Annotated in this window: 20 protein-coding genes; 1 reads left to right on the plus strand and 19 read right to left on the minus strand. The window is 35.8% G+C overall.

Annotation, left to right across the window (positions count from 1 at the left end; all coding sequences use genetic code 11):
* Nucleotides 1-49: 49 nt before the first annotated feature.
* A complete protein-coding gene (locus GGQ92_RS02535) occupies nt 50-316 on the plus strand; it encodes a DUF2627 domain-containing protein (protein ID WP_184244781.1) in 267 nt (88 codons plus the stop codon).
* A gap of 91 nt (nt 317-407) precedes the next feature.
* On the opposite strand, the gene GGQ92_RS02540 is transcribed toward GGQ92_RS02535, so the two are convergent.
* From GGQ92_RS02540 to spoIIIAF, 19 genes are all read right to left on the minus strand, one after another.
* Complete coding sequence (locus tag GGQ92_RS02540) at nt 408-1760, minus strand: aspartate kinase (protein WP_184244239.1); 1353 nt, start codon at nt 1758-1760, stop codon at nt 408-410.
* Between the two features lie 378 nt (nt 1761-2138).
* Nucleotides 2139-2870, minus strand: coding sequence for a sporulation transcription factor Spo0A (spo0A, locus tag GGQ92_RS02545; RefSeq protein ID WP_246383990.1), 732 nt, complete (start codon nt 2868-2870; stop codon nt 2139-2141).
* Between the two features lie 277 nt (nt 2871-3147).
* A complete protein-coding gene (spoIVB, locus tag GGQ92_RS02550) occupies nt 3148-4437 on the minus strand; it encodes a SpoIVB peptidase (protein WP_184244243.1) in 1290 nt (429 codons plus the stop codon).
* A 123-nt stretch (nt 4438-4560) separates the two neighbouring features.
* On the minus strand, nt 4561-6285 hold the full coding sequence (gene recN, locus GGQ92_RS02555) for a DNA repair protein RecN (protein WP_184244245.1): 1725 nt from the start codon (nt 6283-6285) through the stop codon (nt 4561-4563).
* Nucleotides 6286-6300: 15 nt separating this feature from the next.
* Nucleotides 6301-6750, minus strand: coding sequence for a transcriptional regulator AhrC/ArgR (gene ahrC, locus GGQ92_RS02560; RefSeq protein ID WP_184244247.1), 450 nt, complete (start codon nt 6748-6750; stop codon nt 6301-6303).
* 55 nt (nt 6751-6805) lie between these two features.
* Nucleotides 6806-7624: a TlyA family RNA methyltransferase gene (locus tag GGQ92_RS02565; protein ID WP_184244249.1), complete on the minus strand. Its 819-nt coding sequence runs from the start codon at nt 7622-7624 to the stop codon at nt 6806-6808.
* 4 nt (nt 7625-7628) lie between these two features.
* Nucleotides 7629-9533 (minus strand): 1-deoxy-D-xylulose-5-phosphate synthase, encoded by a 1905-nt coding sequence (gene dxs / locus GGQ92_RS02570; RefSeq protein ID WP_184244252.1) that lies wholly within the window; start codon nt 9531-9533, stop codon nt 7629-7631.
* Between the two features lie 85 nt (nt 9534-9618).
* Complete coding sequence (locus GGQ92_RS02575) at nt 9619-10200, minus strand: hypothetical protein (RefSeq protein WP_184244254.1); 582 nt, start codon at nt 10198-10200, stop codon at nt 9619-9621.
* Between the two features lie 723 nt (nt 10201-10923).
* Nucleotides 10924-11808 carry a polyprenyl synthetase family protein gene (locus GGQ92_RS02580; RefSeq protein WP_343068739.1) on the minus strand — a complete coding sequence of 295 codons (885 nt, stop codon included), beginning with the start codon at nt 11806-11808 and terminating at the stop codon, nt 10924-10926.
* Entirely contained in the window at nt 11808-12035 is a 228-nt protein-coding gene (gene xseB / locus GGQ92_RS02585) for an exodeoxyribonuclease VII small subunit (protein ID WP_184244256.1), read from the minus strand. Before xseB ends, GGQ92_RS02580 begins: the two co-directional genes overlap by 1 nt.
* A complete protein-coding gene (xseA, locus tag GGQ92_RS02590; RefSeq protein WP_184244258.1) occupies nt 12025-13383 on the minus strand; it encodes an exodeoxyribonuclease VII large subunit in 1359 nt (452 codons plus the stop codon). Before xseA ends, xseB begins: the two co-directional genes overlap by 11 nt.
* A 158-nt stretch (nt 13384-13541) precedes the next feature.
* Entirely contained in the window at nt 13542-14390 is an 849-nt protein-coding gene (folD, locus tag GGQ92_RS02595) for a bifunctional methylenetetrahydrofolate dehydrogenase/methenyltetrahydrofolate cyclohydrolase FolD (protein ID WP_184244260.1), read from the minus strand.
* Nucleotides 14391-14402: 12 nt separating this feature from the next.
* Nucleotides 14403-14786, minus strand: a complete 384-nt coding sequence (gene nusB / locus GGQ92_RS02600) for a transcription antitermination factor NusB (protein WP_184244262.1) — start codon at nt 14784-14786, stop codon at nt 14403-14405.
* 324 nt (nt 14787-15110) lie between these two features.
* Nucleotides 15111-15500: an Asp23/Gls24 family envelope stress response protein gene (locus GGQ92_RS02605; RefSeq protein ID WP_184244264.1), complete on the minus strand. Its 390-nt coding sequence runs from the start codon at nt 15498-15500 to the stop codon at nt 15111-15113.
* Between the two features lie 20 nt (nt 15501-15520).
* Nucleotides 15521-16876 (minus strand): acetyl-CoA carboxylase biotin carboxylase subunit, encoded by a 1356-nt coding sequence (gene accC, locus GGQ92_RS02610; protein ID WP_184244266.1) that lies wholly within the window; start codon nt 16874-16876, stop codon nt 15521-15523.
* A 12-nt stretch (nt 16877-16888) separates the two neighbouring features.
* On the minus strand, nt 16889-17386 hold the full coding sequence (gene accB, locus GGQ92_RS02615) for an acetyl-CoA carboxylase biotin carboxyl carrier protein (protein ID WP_184244268.1): 498 nt from the start codon (nt 17384-17386) through the stop codon (nt 16889-16891).
* Nucleotides 17387-17618: 232 nt separating this feature from the next.
* Entirely contained in the window at nt 17619-18215 is a 597-nt protein-coding gene (locus tag GGQ92_RS02620) for a SpoIIIAH-like family protein (protein ID WP_184244271.1), read from the minus strand.
* A 21-nt stretch (nt 18216-18236) separates the two neighbouring features.
* Nucleotides 18237-18887: a stage III sporulation protein AG gene (spoIIIAG, locus tag GGQ92_RS02625; protein ID WP_184244273.1), complete on the minus strand. Its 651-nt coding sequence runs from the start codon at nt 18885-18887 to the stop codon at nt 18237-18239.
* Nucleotides 18884-19495, minus strand: coding sequence for a stage III sporulation protein AF (gene spoIIIAF, locus GGQ92_RS02630; RefSeq protein ID WP_184244275.1), 612 nt, complete (start codon nt 19493-19495; stop codon nt 18884-18886). Before spoIIIAF ends, spoIIIAG begins: the two co-directional genes overlap by 4 nt.
* Nucleotides 19496-19503: the final 8 nt, after the last annotated feature.

Consider the following 19503-nt stretch of genomic DNA (forward strand, 5'->3'; position numbering starts at 1 on the left):
GATATACTTATCCTAGATGTTTTAGGGATACTAACAGGGGGAGATTACACTGAGACTTGTTGCATTAGCAATTCTTGTTATACCAGGAATATTGGCTACATATGGCATAAAACTAATGAGAGATGCATTTTTTGGAGAATTGGTCTCCATCTTCTTTCATATCTATATACAATTCTTTATTGGATTGGTTTTATTTATTGGAGGATTACTTTTTATTGGTGGGTTTATTGTCCATCGTGATCGTAAAAGGCAACTTACTAAGGGTGGTAGAAATAATCGATATAAACACCACCATGACTCTAACGAGACGAATTAGAGCGCAAATTAATAAAGCATAAGATCGTTGAAATATAACTCAAACAAAAAGACAGTGGACTTTTATAAGTATCCACTGTCTTTTTCTAGTGTTATTCTCCTTCAAAGAATATCTTATATAACGATCGAACTGCCTCATCTACTTTATCCGTTTTTATACCAAACATCATCGAGACTTCAGAAGAACCTTGGTTGATCATTTCTAGATTAACATTAGCTCGTGCAAAAGCATGAGTTGCTTTATCCGCTAACCCGATTGTGCTGTTCATCCCCTCACCTACAACCATGATTAATGCTAAATCACGATCTACATGCACTAAATCAGGGTTTAGTTCCTCTTTAATTCGTGTTATTACTCGTTCTTCTTTTTCCTTAGTCAATTGGGATTGCCTTATAATTACTGACATATCGTCAATTCCTGAAGGTGTATGTTCAAAGGAAATATCCTCGTCTTCTAAAATCGTTAATAATCGACGTCCAAAACCAAGCTCACGGTTCATCAAATATTTACTAACGTAAATACTTATGAATCCAGTATCACTAGCAATTCCTACTACAGGATTAGGTTGTGGTTCTTTTTGGGAAACAATGATTGTCCCCATTCCAGAAGGATTATTAGTATTTTTAATACATACTGGGATATCAGCTTTAAAGGCTGGAATTAATGCTTCATCATGAAACACTGAAAAACCTGCATAAGAAAGCTCTCGCATCTCCTTGTATGTAAGTGATGTAATTTTATTAGGATTCTCTACAATGTTCGGGTTAACACTGTATACAGAGTCTACATCTGTAAAGTTCTCATACAATGTTGCTTTAACACCAGCAGCTACAATAGAACCCGTTATATCGGAACCACCACGAGAAAATGTAACTAATTTACCACCTTTTGTGTAACCAAAAAATCCTGGTATAATTACAATTTCTTCACGTTCATTTAATTTATAGAGGTGCTGATAACTTTCTTCAAGAATTCTTGCGCTTCCTGGCTCGTCACTTAGAAAAATTCCTGCATCCTTTGGATTTAAGTAGGTTGCATTCACGTCTAATGATTGTAAATATAAGGCCAATATTTTTGCTAATGAGTCTTCTCCAGTAGCTTTTAATGCATCCATCTTCGAAATATCCTCTAAGTTTGACGCTAATATATCCTCAATCCCATTTCGAATTTCTTCAATAACGTGATTCGAAAGATTTAAATCATCCGTAATATTTTGAAATCGACCTAAAATGACTTCCAATTTATCTTCATATTTTTCATTTTTGAAATATGTTTCACCTAGATCAATTAAAAGGTCTGTTACCTTAATATCTTCCGATGATCGTTTTCCTGGTGCGGATACTACGATAACTCGTCTTTCTTTATCATCTTGAATAATATTTGCTACCTTTCTTAATTGTTCAGCATTTGCTACTGAACTTCCACCAAACTTTGCTACTTTCATGTTTTAACCTCTCCAATATAAATATTTGCAACAATAAAATATTATCATATTTTTCAGAATTTTGTTATCAGAAAGTAGCATACTTAATTCTTTTTAATGGAAGGAACTCCTTGTATGATTGAATGTTAGTCTTCAGGCAACATATTTTAACTAAATATACGTGAATATCGGGGATTACAATCAAAACAATAAGAAAAGAGTATGCGTCTTGTTGACCAATGAATAGCATTACTTAAGGCCTTGAGGAGGTAGGATGCTTGTACTAGACAAATTCAAGCAGAATTTTATACTTCTTTATTGGGAATGAAAAACCGAACACACTTGAATTGTAGAAATTTTCAAGCGGTTCGGTGACGTTAACAATTATAAATTATCCTATTAAGAGGCACGATGCTCGAGTCTTAGTCGATCTGCTACCATCGCGATAAATTCTGAATTTGTCGGTTTTGCTTTAGAGACATTTACTGTATATCCGAATAAGGAAGATATAGAATCAATATTTCCTCTACTCCATGCAACTTCTATTGCGTGACGAATTGCTCTTTCCACTCGGGAAGCGGTTGTGTTAAACTTAGTAGCAATATCAGGGTAAAGCACTTTGGTTATTGATCCTAACAATTCAATATCATTGTATACCATCGTAATGGCTTCTCTTAAGTACATATAACCTTTAATGTGTGCCGGTACACCAATTTCATGAATAATGTTCGTAATACTTGCTTCCAGATCAAATTTCTTTTCAGGAGCTTTGGAGGTGATTAATTGATCATGAAACGGTAATTCATTTGTTCGCCCTTGTGTTTGGCGAATCTGTTCCGCTAAATGTTCTAGATCAAATGGTTTCAGAATAAAATAAGAAGCACCAAAATTAACTGCTTTTTTCGTTACTTCCTCTTGTCCAAATGCTGTTAAAATTATAACGTTAACATGTTTAGTTTCAGGATTACGTTTAATTTGAGATAACACAGCAAGACCATCTATATGAGGCATGATGATATCTAGGATAATGACATCAGGAATGTCACTTTCTAAAAAGGAGAGACAATCTTTCCCATTAAAAGCTGTCCCTACAACTTTCATATCGTCTTGTTCATTTAGATAACTTCTCATCAATTCAATTAATTCTTGATTATCATCTACCAATAAAACTCTTGTTTTTTCCACTAAAAGTTCCTCCTTCAATCAATGTTGAAATTTATCTGTCCCTTTTACTTATTCGACATAGGAAAAGAAAATCCTTCCATATATCTCAAACTTATCTCATAAATCATTCTTTCTTTTTACAAATATATATAGTAGAAAGGTCAAATATTCGAAAACTGTCTAGATTCTACAAAAAAATAAAGGACGCCTGCATTTTATTATGCAAGTGCCCTTTATTTTACAATTAGCTCGCTTGTTTTTTCTCTTTTTTGTATATGTCGATACCCGCTTCTTTAAGCATCCATTCAATATGAACACCGTATCCACTTGTAGGGTCATTAACAAAAACGTGAGTGACAGCTCCAATAATCTTATTGTTTTGAATGATAGGACTTCCACTCATCCCCTGTACAATACCTCCAGTTGCTTCCAGTAAACGTTCATCTGTAATCTCTATGATCAATCCTTTAGTTGCAGGTGAACTTTGATCCACACTATTTACTATATTTACATCAAAGGTTTCGATTTTTTCTCCATCTATTACCGTTAAAATTTCTGCCTCTCCTTCTTCTACTTCATGAGGAAAAGCAATGGATAGCGGCTTTGAATAATCGGTAAATTTGTCCGTTTCATCAACTTCGCCAAATATCCCAAATGGAGAGTTTTTCGTTATATTACCTAATTCAGCCTCATTCACAAAATCAGCTCTTTTTTCACCTGGTATACCGTTAGAACCTTTTTGAATCTGAGTTATTTTTGAGCGCACAATTGAGCCATCATGTATATCAACAGGCTTTTGTGTGTCCATATCTGATATTACATGTCCTAAAGCTCCATACTTTTTCGTGTTTGGATCGATAAATGTCATTGTTCCAATCCCAGCAGCAGAGTCACGTATAAAAAGACCTATTTGGAAATTCTCTTTTTCCTTATTTAAAATGGGGGTTAATTCTGTTTTAAATGTTTCTTTGCCACGTTTCACTTCCACATCTAAGGCCTTACCACTTTCACCAGCTTCTTTTACAATCGGAGTTACTTCATCCATTTTCGTAATTTTATTACCATTAATGGATAAGATGCTATCTCCAATTTTAATTCCCGCCTTCTCTCCAGGGGAGATCTCACCTTCTTCCGTTTCTACTAGGTGAAACCCTACTACCAGCACTCCCTCAGTTTGCAAATTAATTCCTATTGAATGACCACCTGGGATTAATTGATAATCATCATAAACATCCACATTCACTTTCTTAACAGGAAAATTAGAAACCGTATAAGTTAATTCCTTTTCTCCGCTTGAATGAACAGGTATATCAGCAAATTCTGCTGCATATTGAACTTCTTCTGTATCATTCTCGTGTTGGACATTTATGCTGTTTTCACCTAAAGTAGGGACACTGAATGCTTCTGCATTATTAAAAGTTGTAATCTGATTAGGTATGGAAAGATATATTTGAAATGGTGAATACCATGGGAGTAGAAATAAAACGACAAGGAGTATAGTTCCAATCATTCTCCTTACAACATTCTCGTTCACAACATCACCCTCCTTGTGTTATACAGACTTCTAATCTGTATCCTTAATTTGACCTTATCGGGGTTTTTTTAAACCCGTTAAACATAACAAATTAGGGTGATGTTTTCCACTTCTTCTAAAGTTTTAGGAATGGGAGGATGACATATTGCGCTCGATTAATTCTCGGGCATGTATCTTAGAAGTTTCTGTTAATTCAGCACCGGTCATCATTTTACCAATTTCCTCTATTCTGTCTTCAAAGGCTAATTCAGAAACAGTTGTATACGTTCGATTATTTTCTAATATCTTTTCAATTTTCAAGTGTGTATCCGCCATAGATGCTACTTGTGGCAGGTGTGATATACAAATTACTTGGGAACCATTTGAAATGTTATATATCTTTTCAGCCATGGACTGAGCAACTCTTCCGCTTACACCTGTATCTACTTCATCAAAAATAACGCTTGTAATCCGCTGATGTTTAGCAAATATATTTTTTAACGCGAGCATAATTCGAGACATTTCTCCTCCCGAAGCTATTTTACGTAATTCTTTTGGAGGCTCACCTGGGTTTGTAGAAATGAAAAATTCTACTCGGTCCATTCCTAGTTCATTTAAGTGTACATTTTTACCTCTATATTCCAAACCATCTAAAGACTCTTGCAGGTGGATATTCACATTAAAAACAGCTTTATCTAAATATAAATCCTTTAATTCATCTTGTACTGCTTTTTCTAATTGCGATGCAGCTTTCAATCTTTTTTTATGAATATCCTCCGCTTCAATTAAGAGGTCATCAGCAATTTCTTCTAATTGCTCAGCTAAATTGCTTAGATGTTGATCTTGATTCGTAATTGTTTCCATTTCTTCTTCCACCTTAGCACTAAATTCCATAATTTCATCAACCGAGTTACCATACTTTCGCTTAAGTTGATTAATCTCATCAAGTCTGGCTTCCACTATATCTAATCGCTCCTGATCAAACTCAAGCTGATCGAGATAGTCTCTAATATTAAATGAAAGTTCTTCTAACATATAATAATGATCGATATATTTTTGATGGATAGTTTTAATATCCTCTTGATATTCACCAGCTATTTCCAAATAATTAGAAGCATGGGATAACCAATCCATTGCTCGTTGTTCTCCTCTTAAAGCGTTATAAGACTCCGTAAGATTTTGAAATATTACTTCAAAGTTACGTAAATTATTTCGCTCGCTAATCAAATCTTTATCTTCATTTGGCTGGAGGTTTGCTTCTTGAATCTCATTAAGCTGAAATTGCAACAAATCTAATCTCTGTGCTAATTCTTTTTCGTTTTGACTAAAATTTTTATACGCTGTTTTTAGCTCTTTCCATTGATTATAAAGTGAATGAAAGTTATCCATGAAACCTGGATTTTCCGCTTCGACAAATTGATCCAATAAATTAATGTGCTTATCCTGATGGAGTAATGATTGTGTTTCATACTGACTATGGATATCTAATAATGTTTGACCTATTTCCTTTAAGATAGCAAGGGTTGTCAGCTTACCATTAATACGACAAACGCTTTTTCCAGAAGCTGATATAGCACGGTGAAGAACAACCATGTTATCCTCATCAATATCAAAACCTAGATCCAGAGCTTTCTTGTAAACAGGGTGTTCAGGGTTTTCGATAATGAATAAACCTTCTAACTCTGCACGTTTTTCTCCATGGCGAACAAATTCACTTGACCCACGCCCACCGACCAAAAGTCCAAGTGCATCGATAATAATGGATTTTCCAGCACCTGTCTCACCAGTGATTATAGTTAATCCTTCTTTCCATGAAATTGATAATTTATCTATAATAGCAAAGTTTTTAATCGATAGTTCGGTTAACATGTCCTCACCGTCCTTTTAAAGCATGTCCAGAAATTTTTGTTTTAAATCATTTGCGTCTTGTTCAGTTTTACAAATAATTAATATGGTATCATCACCACAAATGGTACCAACAATTTCTTTCCAGCTTAAATTATCTATTAAAGCTCCCATTGCTTGAGCATTTCCTGGCAACGTCTTCATAACGATAAAATGTGTAGCTATGTCAATACTAACAAAAGCATCGACAATAAAGCGCCGTAGTTTATTTAGAGGATTAAATTTTTGATCTGCAGGTAAGCTGTATTTATATCTTCCATCGATTGCTGGAACTTTCACTAAATGTAGCTCTTTAATATCCCTTGAGATGGTTGCTTGTGTTACATTGTATCCTTGGCTTTGCAACTCATTTACAAGATCATCTTGAGTTTCAATAATACTTTCCGTTATAATTTCACGTATTTTAATATGACGCTGAGCTTTATTCATATTATCCTCCAACTTTCATATGAAAATGGACTACAAGGATGTAGTCCGAATAAATTTATTTTATCAACGTGTCATGTGCTTCGTCCACTACAGTTTTTATAAGTTGCTGATAGGATATGTCTACAGTCTTTTCGTCTGATTTTTTTAACCAAGCTAAAAATTCTATATTACCATCTCCACCTGTAATTGGAGAATATGTCAAACCAGCAATTTGAAACCCGACAGATTCGGCGAACGATAATATCTCTTTAATAACTTCTTCATGAACATTACGATCCCGAACAATGCCTTTTTTACCTACTTGATCCTTCCCTGCTTCAAATTGAGGTTTAATAAGAATCAAAGCATCACTATTATTAGTAAGAAGCTCATATAGTGGGGGCAGAATTAATTTTAGCGAGATAAAAGATACATCTACACCGGCAAAACTAGGCAATTCATATTCTAACTTGTCTGGAGTCATGTAACGAAAATTGGTTCGTTCCATGACAACCACTCTACTATCATTTCTTAACTTCCAAGCTAATTGATTATATCCTACATCAATTGCGTAACTTCTTTCGACCCCATTTTGAAGGGCGCAATCCGTAAAACCACCTGTCGACGCTCCTACATCTACCATTGTTCGATTGGAAATATCGAGATTAAAATAGTCTAATGCTTTTTCAAGCTTTAAACCACCTCTCCCGACATATGGTAAAGGATTTCCTTTTACTTCTAATGGGATCTCTTCATCTACTTTCGTTCCGGGTTTATCTATTCGCTGACCATTCGAAAAGACATGTCCTGCCATAATAGTCGTTTTGGCTTTTTCTCTGGACTCCAACAGTCCTCGATTTACTAGTAGTTGATCTACCCTGATTTTCTTTCCCATTTACTCATGCCCTTTTTCTATTGTTTTCAACTTTTCCTTGAGTAAGGAGCTGATTAATTTCGATAGCTATTTGTTCTTTAGTTAAATTAATTTCTTCTAGTAGTTCATTCACACTACCATGCTCAACGAATCGGTCTGGTATCCCCATACGTTTTACTCTTGGCATATAATGGTTTTCCTCTGCAAACTCGAGGATTGCACTCCCAAATCCCCCAGCTAAGGCAGCTTCTTCTACTGTAAGAATCGGGATGTTACGTTGCATACATGTATGTAAATAGTCTTCATCTAATGGCTTGATAAAGCGTGCATTTACAACTTCTATATTCTTCCCTTGTTTCTGAAGTTCTTTCGCTGCTTCCATTGCCATCGGAATGGTTGTCCCAAATGTTAATATAACAGCGTCGGTACCTTGTTTAAGAACGTCCCATTTACCAATTGGAATTGTCTTCAAGTTAGAATCCATTGGAACCCCTAACCCATTACCGCGTGGAAAACGGAAAGCAATTGGGCCTTCATTATAGCTCAGTGCAGTATGAACCATGTGTTGCCCTTCATTCTCATCTTTAGGCATCATTAATACAATGTTAGGTAAGTGGCGTAGAAAAGCAATATCGAATACTCCGTGGTGTGTTTCACCATCAGCTCCAACTAATCCTGCTCGGTCAATTCCAAATACTACATTTAGATTTTGACGACAAATATCATGTACAACTTGGTCATAAGCTCTTTGCAAAAATGTAGAATATATTGCGAGGAAAGGTTTCATGTCTTGTGTAGCTAGTCCAGCCGCCATAGTTGCAGCATGCTGCTCAGCTATCCCTACATCAAAAAGACGATCAGGGAAACGCTGTTGAAATTTCTCAAGCTTGGAACCCAAGATCATTGCTGGAGTTATAACTGCAACTCGTTCATCTTTTTCCGCAATCTTTTCGACTGTATCACTAATAACTTGACTCCATGCAGGTGCACTATCAGCAGGTTTAATTTTCTCACCTGAATCAATTTTATACGGACCGACTCCATGCCATTTATCCTTCTGATCACTCTCTGCTGGATAGTAACCTTTCCCTTTTTGAGTAATAACGTGTAACAATACAGGTCCTTCCGTTTTCGTTGCATATGCTAAATGCTCTTCCAAATCTTTAAAATCATGACCATCAATAGGTCCATAATACGTAAAACCAAATTCTTCAAATAGCATACCTGGAACCATAAAATATTTCATACTATCTTTTACGCGTTCAGCTGTGTGTGCTAACTTGCCACCAACTGCTGGGATTTTCTTTAAAATATATTCTAACTCGTCCTTAACTCTCCGATATTTTCCAGCACTTCTCATTCTACCTAAAGCATTGTGAAGAGCGCCAACGTTCCCAGCAATCGACATTTCATTATCATTTAATATGACAGTGAGATTTCTTTTTTCATGTCCAATATGGTTTAGAGCTTCTAAAGCCATTCCACCTGTTAACGCACCATCCCCAATAACTGGAACAACATGATGTGTCTCCTTTTTCATGTCACGTGCTAATGCCATTCCCATAGCAGCAGATAAAGATGTAGAGCTGTGTCCAGTTTCCCAAACATCATGCTCACTTTCACTTCTCTTCGGGAATCCACATAAACCTTTATATTGTCTTAGCGTGTCAAATGCCGCTGTTCGACCTGTAAGTATTTTGTGAATATACGACTGGTGTCCAACATCAAACAAAATCTTGTCTTCTGGACTGTTAAAATGTCGGTGTAAAGCTAAAGTTAATTCGACAACTCCTAAATTTGCACCGAGATGTCCTCCAGTCACTGACAGCTTCTCAATAAGAAATCGACGCACCTCTCCTGCAAGCTGTTCTAATTCATAGTTGTTTAAATCTTTTAAAAAGCCTGGGTTTTCAATCTTGGTAAGGTCCATGGAGGACTCCTCCCTATAGTTCATAAATATTTTTAGTAAATAAGCATTATTAAGGAAATATTCCCATTTCCGTTTATTTCAAACATTACTTAGAATTGCTTAACACTTTAATTTTAAGTTTATCTTCAAAAAAAGCAATCCCTTTGCCTGCAAAGTGGATTATTTTGGTAGAAGAATGAATAGCGAAGTACTTTCCTACCGCTTTTCCTCCTACTGTTAAAGCTGCAACAAAGCTCGTTAATACAACTGATATAACAATAAATACAAGGCTACTTTCTGAATATCCAAATCCGTTAGCAATTTGTATAACAACAACAGCTGAAGCAGTACCACTTATTATACCAGATATGTCACCAATGACATCATTACAAAAGCTTGCAAATCGATCAGCATTTCGTATTATGATTATCGCTTGTTTGGAACCGCTTACCTTTTCTGCTGCCATTGCATGAAATGGAGTTTCATTTGCAGCAGTTGCTGCTATACCGAGCATATCGAATACTACCCCAACCAAAACAATAACTAAAACAATAACTAAGCCCATTATTGTACTTGCTTTACCTAAAATAGAGGATGATACTATTGAAAAAATAGCCGCTAACACAAACGTGATAACGGCGATACTTATACTGAATCTTATTGATCTTTTCAACTTTTGCTTTTTCATATGTACATTTCTCCAATTAAAGTTCAACCGAACATTCATGTAATATGGAATGGTCATTTAAAAGGTAAAAACTATGGCTTAGGTCCAGTAGGTTTTCCCAAATAGGTACCATGTGTTGCCACGATGGCGGTTCCCCTTTAAACCTATTTTAGCTACGTCACCGTATGCTAGACTGGATTACCACTTAGTCCATACTATAATCCCTTTTAAATGTCCATTGAGAACAGTCTAGGAGATTTCCTCAACAATCTTTGACCGCTTCCTATCCTCTTTTGCAGTGCGAATTTCATACATAAGATTGTACTCCATAGTGGCCACCTATGAGGGTACAATTTAATACCTGTATTCCCCCTCGCACCACGCAAGGCAGGCTACGCTGTGCATAGGAATCCCTAACTCCCATAAACACAGGTTCATACCCCATTCCGTCTTCCTAACCTGGCTAAGTTAGAAACACAGAGATGGGCCTCCACGGAAGAAGGGTCGTCGCCCACATGCCTTTGTGGATCGCCCTTCAACCTTAACTCCCAGCATAGACCCAAATCTGGGCGATTCAAGCCTACACAAGGAACTTCATCGATGTGCCCTTTAGCGGATTTTTAGGCCCGCCTTCAGAAACGGAGGATTGACTAGAATACTGCACCATTCCATATTTTTCACTATATAATATAACATAAATAACAAAATTCTACAACCAAGTATAGTTGACTCAAATATTCTAACTTATTTATTTCGTTGAACCAAATAGGTAGTTAATTGAGCTAACATGGAATTCGTTAATTGCAATTCTTCTAGATAACTTAATGCAATTTTGTAATGACTATCTCGTTTTTCAATTGCACCGTCCAATCCTAGAAGGCTAGGATATGTTGACTTCTCGTTTCCTTTGTCACTACCCACTTGTTTCCCCATGATTTGTTGGTCTCCGATTACGTCTAATATATCATCTTGAATTTGAAATATTAAACCAATTTCATTTCCAAATGACTGTATTAAAGACAATTCTTCCATAGTTACATCTGCCAAGTATGCACCTGCCGTTACAGCATAAGTTAAAAGCTTGCCGGTCTTCAATTGATGGATTTTTTCAAGATTCGCAATATCAACTGGCTTCGTTTCTGCTATCATATCTAGATGTTGACCAGCAACCATACCTTCTAATCCACTAGCTTTTGAAAGCTGATCTAATAAGAAAACTTTCTGATCGGCAGTGTAAATGTCCGAGCTTGAAATCATTTGAAAGCTATTTGTTAACAGACCATCTCCAGCCAGTATTGCAGTGGCCTCTCCAAATTTTATATGATTAGTTGGCATTCCTCTTCGATACATATCATTATCCATCGCAGGTAAGTCATCATGAATAAGGGAATATGTGTGAATCATTTCTAAAGCTATCGCAGCAGGATATACTTTATTTAACTTTCCTCCAAATGCCTCACAGGCTGCTCCCATTAGTATTGGTCTTAATCTCTTACCACCAGCATTGATCGAATAATAAACGGATTCGCGTAGCATGGATGGAATATGTAATTTATCTAATGTAGCATTCATTTCAACCATAAATTTTTCTTTTTCTTGATCAAGCCAATTAGTAAACTCTTTATTCACTATTCTTCCTCCTGGATTATAAAAGACTCTTTTTCCCCGTTCTCATTCATAATTTCTTTCAATTGTTTATCTGCTTTTGTTAATTTATCATGACATAATTTAGATAACTTCGAACCTTCAGCATAATATTCAATTGCTTGTTCTAACGGAACATCCCCAGCTTCTAGTTTATTAACAATGTCTTCTAGTTTTTCCAATGCTTCTTCAAAACTAATATCATTCGTCATTATTTGTACCTTCCTCTCTAATATTTTCCACCGTACATTCTGCTCTTCCTTTTGATAACTGAATGTAAATCGTTTCCCCGGGTTTGACTTGGCTTGTACGACTCACTATTTCGTCATTTTTATTATAAACTACAGAATAACCTCTTGACATAATGTGAATCGGATTGAGTAGCTCTAATTGTTCCAGAATGTTAGAAAAATTATCTTTTTTGGCTTCCAATTGGCGATTGATTACTCGATTTAGCTGAATCTGTAATTCCTTATTTTTATTACCGTGTTGTTCAATATGATAGTGAAGTGGCACAGATTTATATCGCTGATTTAAATGAGAAAAAGCATCATGTTTTCTCTCGATAATGCTAGAGGATATACGATCCAATCGCTCCACTGCACGATCCAGTTTTTGTTCTTTTTCAAGTGCATAGCGGTGTGGATATTTAAATACATATGTTTGTTCTAATGATTTTAGTGTTTCTTTCTTTTGGCGAACTGTAGATGAAAACTGTGCAACTAATCTGGTATTCCACTGTGTAACGCGATCCAATAAATCTTGCTTTGACGGTACTGCCAATTCTGCTGCTGCAGTAGGAGTGGGAGCACGTAAATCAGCTACTAAGTCACTTATTGTAAAGTCTGTTTCATGCCCGACAGCCGATATGATGGGAATTTTAGATCGATATATAGCTCTTGCTACTTCTTCCTCATTAAACGACCATAGTTCCTCTAATGATCCTCCTCCTCTACCTAAAATAATCGTATCGACCTCAGTGTTCTCATTCACGAAATCAATTGCTTTTACGATGGACTGCTTTGCTTGCGCACCTTGAACATAAACCGGTACAACTAGTAAATCAACAAGAGGATATCTTCTTTCTATGGTTGTGATTATATCTCGAATAGCCGCACCAGTAGGGGAAGTTAGGATAGCGATTCTTTTTGGATACTTTGGTAGTTCTTTTTTAATAGTACTATCAAAAAGTCCTTCTTTATTAAGCTTTTCCTTAAGTTGTTCGAATGCTAAGTGTAACGCTCCAATTCCATCTGGTTCCATATCCGTAATGTAAAACTGGTACTGCCCTTGAGCTTCAAAAACACTAATATATCCTTGTACCAGAACGTTCATCCCATTCTCAACTTCAAATGCTAATTTTTCATTATAACGATTAAACATTACTGCTCGTATACTCGCATTATCATCCTTCAAGGTTAAATACATATGTCCCCGTGAATGGTGTTTAAAATTAGAAATTTCAGCACGAAGCCATACATTAGATAAATGCTTGTCGATATCAAATTTCTTTTTTATATATTTTGTAAGAGCTGTAACGGATAAATATTTATCATCCACTTCCAACACCTTCTTTTAATTTCTAGTTTCATCATGACGATGACAATTACTTTATTTAATAAGTTGTCATTAATATGAGAAAAACCGCTAAAATTCGTCATGCATTTAGCGGTTTTTTAAACAGCGAAGATATATACAATTCCTATTTTATACTATGTTTAAAGGTTGTTTTTGGCAGACTTAATTGTGTTACCCATAAGCATTGTAATCGTCATCGGTCCAACACCTTTTGGAACTGGAGTTATATAGCTAGCCTTTTGTTTCGCTGAAGCAAACTCTACATCACCTGTTAAACTACCATCCTCTATTCGATTAACACCTACATCTATTACGACAGCGCCAGGTTTAATGTGGGTACCATCAATAAAATGTGGGATTCCAACTGCAACAATTAATATATCAGCCGTCGCAATGAACTGTTCCATATTCTTAGTACGAGAATGACAATATGTAACCGTGGCATTTTCCTTTAATAGAAGCTGACCAACTGGTTTTCCAACTATGTTACTTCTACCGATTACAACTGCATGCTTTCCTTCTATTGGGATATTTTTTGATTTTAACATCTGAATAATCCCATAAGGCGTACAAGGAAAGAAAGTATCTTGCCCCGTCATCATTCGACCAATATTAACCGGATGGAAGCCATCCACATCTTTGTCGGGTGAGATTGCCTCAATAACAGATTGTTCATTTATATGGTCTGGCAGTGGTAACTGTACTAGAATTCCGTGTACATTTGGGTCATTATTTAATTGTGTGATAAGTTTCAATAACTCATTTTGAGATGTTTCAGATGAAAGTTCGATTAGATTGCTTTCTATACCAATGTAATCGGAAGCTTTTTGTTTACCTCGAACATAAGACCGCGAAGCAGGATCATCACCTACTAATATAACCGTTAAGTTTGGGGTAACTCCTTGTTTTTTTATTTCAGCAACTTCATTTTTCATTTCATCTTTAAGTTGTTGAGATAATTCACTTCCATAAATAACTTCAGCAGACATTTGTTTCTCCTCCTAGTTCTTAAGCATTTTAGATAACACACCATTAATAAATTTACCTGATTTTTCATCCCCAAATTTGTGTGCAATTTCTATCGCTTCATTAATTATCACTGTTGGTGGTGCATCCTCTAAATAAAAGAGTTCGTATGTAGCAATTCTCAATAACGTTCGTTCCACACCTGCTAATCTTTTTAATGACCATTTTTCAAGATATTGCGAAATTCGCTCATCAATTTCATCCTTATTCATCACTACACCATTTAATAGGTCTAATAAAAAAGGATGATGCTCATTTTCTTTTAATATTTCTTGTTTCGTTAATTCTAAGTTGTATTCCTCTGTATCAATTGAATATAAAATTTGCAAAGCTTTTTCTCTAGCCGTTCTGCGTTTCATGCATTTGTTCTCCTTATGTGAAGATGTTTATTGGTTTAACTGTCAAGCACCTAGCTGCCACACCTTACCTCAACGAAATCTTACAATAAAACGAACGATCAATGCCTTTATTAGAAGCTTTCAATGAGTCACTAAGGTGCTTATCGCTTTTCTTATGTAACAAATATAACATACTTAATATGTGAATGGCTATTATCAAGAAATTGGACTTTTGAAACAAAAAACCGAACTAACGATTCAAAGATATAAAACACCTACATCTTTGAGTTTGTTCGGAATTTTGGTCAATATAAGCTCTATGTTTAGTGATTCATCAAGCAATCTTTATGCTTCAAGCTTTCCGTCTTGTTCTGTATTCACACCAACTACATGCACGTTAATCTCTTTAATATAGATCGCGGTCATATTTTCAATTGCTTGTCTAACATTTTGCTGGATCTTATGTGCAATCGTAGGGATAGAATGTCCATAATCAAATACAATAAAAACGTCAACTTGTACACCATCATCTGTTAATTCAACTTTAATTCCTTTACTGTGTGACTTTTTACCAAGCTTTTCAGCCACACCAGCAGCAAAATTACCTCGCATACTGGAAACACCAGCAACTTCCGTAGCTGCAATCCCAGCAATCACTTCCAGAACTTCCGGCGCAATTTCAACTTTTCCAAGAGGCGTTGTATCTCCAACCTTTAGCAATTCGTTTTCAGCCATTGTTTTACCTCCTTTGTTCACTAATCATTGTCCATTATACTATAATTCTCTAAAAATCTCGTATTAAACTTACCTTCGTTAAATACTTCGTGATCCATCATCTTTAAATGAAAAGGTATTGTTGTATGAACCCCTTCTATTACATATTCACTTAATGCACGTTTCATTCTATCAATTGCTTCCTGACGTGTAGCACCATATGTAATCAGTTTTGCAATCATTGAATCATAAAACGGTGGAATGCTATACCCAGGGTATACAGCAGAATCAACACGAACTCCTAATCCTCCGGGTGGTAAATACATGTCGATTTTACCAGGAGATGGCATAAAGTCTTTTTCAGGATTCTCCGCATTTATCCGACATTCAATCGACCAACCTTGAAAGGTTATATCTTCTTGTTTATAGGATAGTTCTTCATCATTAGCAATTTTAATCTGTTCTTTAATTAAGTCTACACCAGTAACCATTTCTGTGACTGGATGTTCTACTTGGATACGTGTGTTCATTTCCATAAAATAGAATCGGTTATCATTTAAATCAAAAATAAATTCAATCGTACCTGCACCAGAGTAATCAACAGCCCTCGCCGCTCTTACTGCAGCGTCACCCATTTCTTTTCTTATTCCAGGCGTTATAGCTGGTGAAGGTGTTTCTTCAATTAATTTTTGTAATCTACGTTGAATCGTACAATCTCTTTCACCTAGATGAATAACATTTCCATGATTATCGGCTAATACTTGAATTTCCACATGGCGGAAGTTTTCTATATACTTCTCTAAATAAACTCCAGGGTTACCAAAAGCTTTCTCGGCTTCATTCTGTGTAATCCGAATGCCCTTAATAAGTTCCTCTTCATTTCTAGCAACTCGAATTCCTTTACCTCCGCCACCTGCAGTCGCTTTAATAATTACCGGATAACCGATTTCATTAGCGACTTCAGCTCCTTCTTTCTCATCTTTAATAATCCCTTTTGAACCTGGAACTATTGGTACACCCGCTTCTTCCATCGTTTCGCGCGCAACATCCTTCGTTCCCATCTTTTGAATAGCGTATGGGCTTGGCCCTACAAAAATTACATTACATGCTTGGCATATCTCTGCAAAGTCAGCATTTTCAGCTAAAAAACCGTACCCTGGATGGATAGCGTCAGACTGAGTGAGTGTAGCAACACTCATTATATTCGTAAAGTTTAAATAACTTTCACTACTTGATTTTGGTCCAATACAGTATGCTTCATCTGCTAACTGCACATGTAGCGACTCTTCATCTGCCTCTGAGTAGACAGCTACTGTTTCGATTCCTAACTCTTTACAAGCACGAATAATACGTACCGCAATTTCTCCACGATTCGCAATTAAGAGTTTCTTAATCATAGCGTCCACCCCTTACTTTGTCTTTATGCGGAATAATGGCTGGCCATACTCTACCAGTTCTCCGTTTTCTACTAGAATCTCTGTTACAGTTCCTGAAACTTCTGCTTCAATTTCATTAAATAATTTCATTGCTTCTACAATACATACAACCGTATTTTTATCTACACTGTCTCCCTGTTGCACGAATGGCGGTTTTTCTGGCGATGGTGCACTATAAAAAGTTCCAACCATAGGTGATACGATTTCGTGATCGTAGCTTGCTGGTGCAGTAGATTCTTCCTTTGTATCTTGCTTTGTTTCTGATTGTGCTACAGATTGAGATTCCTCTACTTGAGGAACTGTTACTGTACGGTTTGATACGGGTCTTGATTGTACCACTTCTTGTTCTATTATATCTACTCTATTCTTTTTTAAAGCAATTTTCATTCCATTTGATTCTAAGCTGAATTCATCAATAGAAGATCCATCTAATTTTTCAATTAATTGTTCTATTTCATTAAAAGATAACATGTCTTGCACCCCTTCTATTACTTCGCATTTAATAACAGGTACTAATAATACCTACTAACATTTTACGCAAACATTAAGAAATCTGCAACACTTGTTATAAAGATAAATGGATTAGAGGTTATACGACGACCATTAAGTTCTCGTAATTTCAAGTACATAATAGAAAACAAGAGCAGCAATATAGGTGAATACATGTAAGAAAAAACAAACCGGGCAGAGACTGCCTGGTTTGTTAACTTGTATGATATTGTACTTCTATATTAATTTCTCCAAATTCTTCTTTTGCTTTCTGAATAATTTGATTTGCTTCTTGGGGTGTTAATGTATCTGTTTCTACAGTTACCACTACATTGTCATCCGAAACATTTCGTACCAACACCTCATTATACCCTTGAATGGATTTTAAAGTCTCTTCTACTATACTCTCTTTTGACTCTACTAATTCGATATTTTTCATTGCTTCATAGGCTTCATTTTTCTCTGTTGATGATGCTTCATTAGAGGATAAAATAGTATCTAACCTTTCTTTTTCCATGCTTCTTTGATTCGTTAATTCCATTCTCACTGCAGTGAAGTGTTCGCCTCGATTTTGTGTAGCAGTTTCAACGTTTTCTTCCGAATTTTCTTCAGTATCTCCTTCTGTCTCTTCACTACTTACCTCTTCACCTGTAAATTCTTCTAATGATTTTGTTGTTAACGCTTCATCTTCATTTTGATTACTATCAACATAGGCGAGATCTCCTTCTGTAGGTGCATTTATATAATACACGCTGAGAACAATCATTAGACTTAACATTGTTAGTAACCATACTGTCTGCTTTTTTAACATAATCATTTCCCTCCTAAATAATTAACTATTTTTCGGCATAACTGATATTCGGTGTTCCGGTACATCTAACACTTTAGCAACAGCATCGATAACCCATCTTTTTATTTCTAAATTATCTACACCTTTTGCAACGACTAACACTCCTCTCACGGAAGGTTTTTTCGTTTGAATAAGTAAAGGTATTTCTTCATCCCCCTTGCGAATAATGACTACATTCTGCTCACGAGTTTCATCGTCAATTTTTCTAGTTCCGCCGTTTTGATCTTCCTCACTCGTCACTTGGGTTCCAACGATTAAATTTGTCTGATATACCTGTTCGGCAGTAGCGTCTATGTTAATCATTACTTCTGTATCTGAAACCCCTGTAATCATATTCAATAAGTTTTCTAATTCTTTTGCATAACTTTTCTCTAATTCTGTAATTGAGGCAGTTTTATCTGAATCAGGAGTACTATTTTGTTTCCATGCATCATTCTCCATTAAATCAGGTTGCTCATTTATAGGATTCGGAGAAGATGGAGAGGTATTTTCCTTCGAGTCGAATAACTGACTTACTAGCAATATGAATATACCAACTAAACCTATCAGTACAGCGTATTGAACCTTTGTTGGTTTCTTACCACCACTACCTGTTTTTTCAAAAAGGTTCTTAAGCCATTGGAGCAAAATCATCCCTCCTTCCATCCGATGCTAATAATGTCTTCTTCAACTCCCCATTTCTCTGCTAGAAATTGTTTTATTTCTTTAATATTGACAGCAGGGTATGGAGTTACTTCCTCGGATTCACCGATCGAGATTTCTACATTTTCTACGTACTCGCTTCCTGTTTGATCGGAGATATCTTTTAATCTGACATAAATGCTGGAAAATTGTATGTCATCAGTTGTTTCCTCATCAATGGTTATCTCTATATGCTCTATTTCATGCTGGTAATTTTCAATCAACTCCTTTTCAACTACGTTTTTTAATTGGACAACCATTTCTTCTAATACATATGCACGATGTATCGATTCTATTTCTTCTTTTTGTTCGTTTACCTCATTTTCTATATTTTTTTCTATAAAAGTAGAAGTATCTGTATTCAGCATTCGCTCCACTAAATGAAGATCCATATTAAATAGCTGCAAGACCGGCTGAATGATGATTAATATAAGAAGCAAACCAATGACAAGTTTGACATATTGCTTTAATTTATTTCCTGGTATCACTAAATCTACTAACATCGCTAATATTATAAAGACGATAATCTGGAGCATCCAATTCATAAAATATTCAATCATTTTTGGTC

Origin of the sequence: Gracilibacillus halotolerans (assembly GCF_014206945.1) — a bacterium.
In the GTDB taxonomy this organism is placed as follows: Bacteria; Bacillota; Bacilli; order Bacillales; family Amphibacillaceae; genus Gracilibacillus; species Gracilibacillus halotolerans.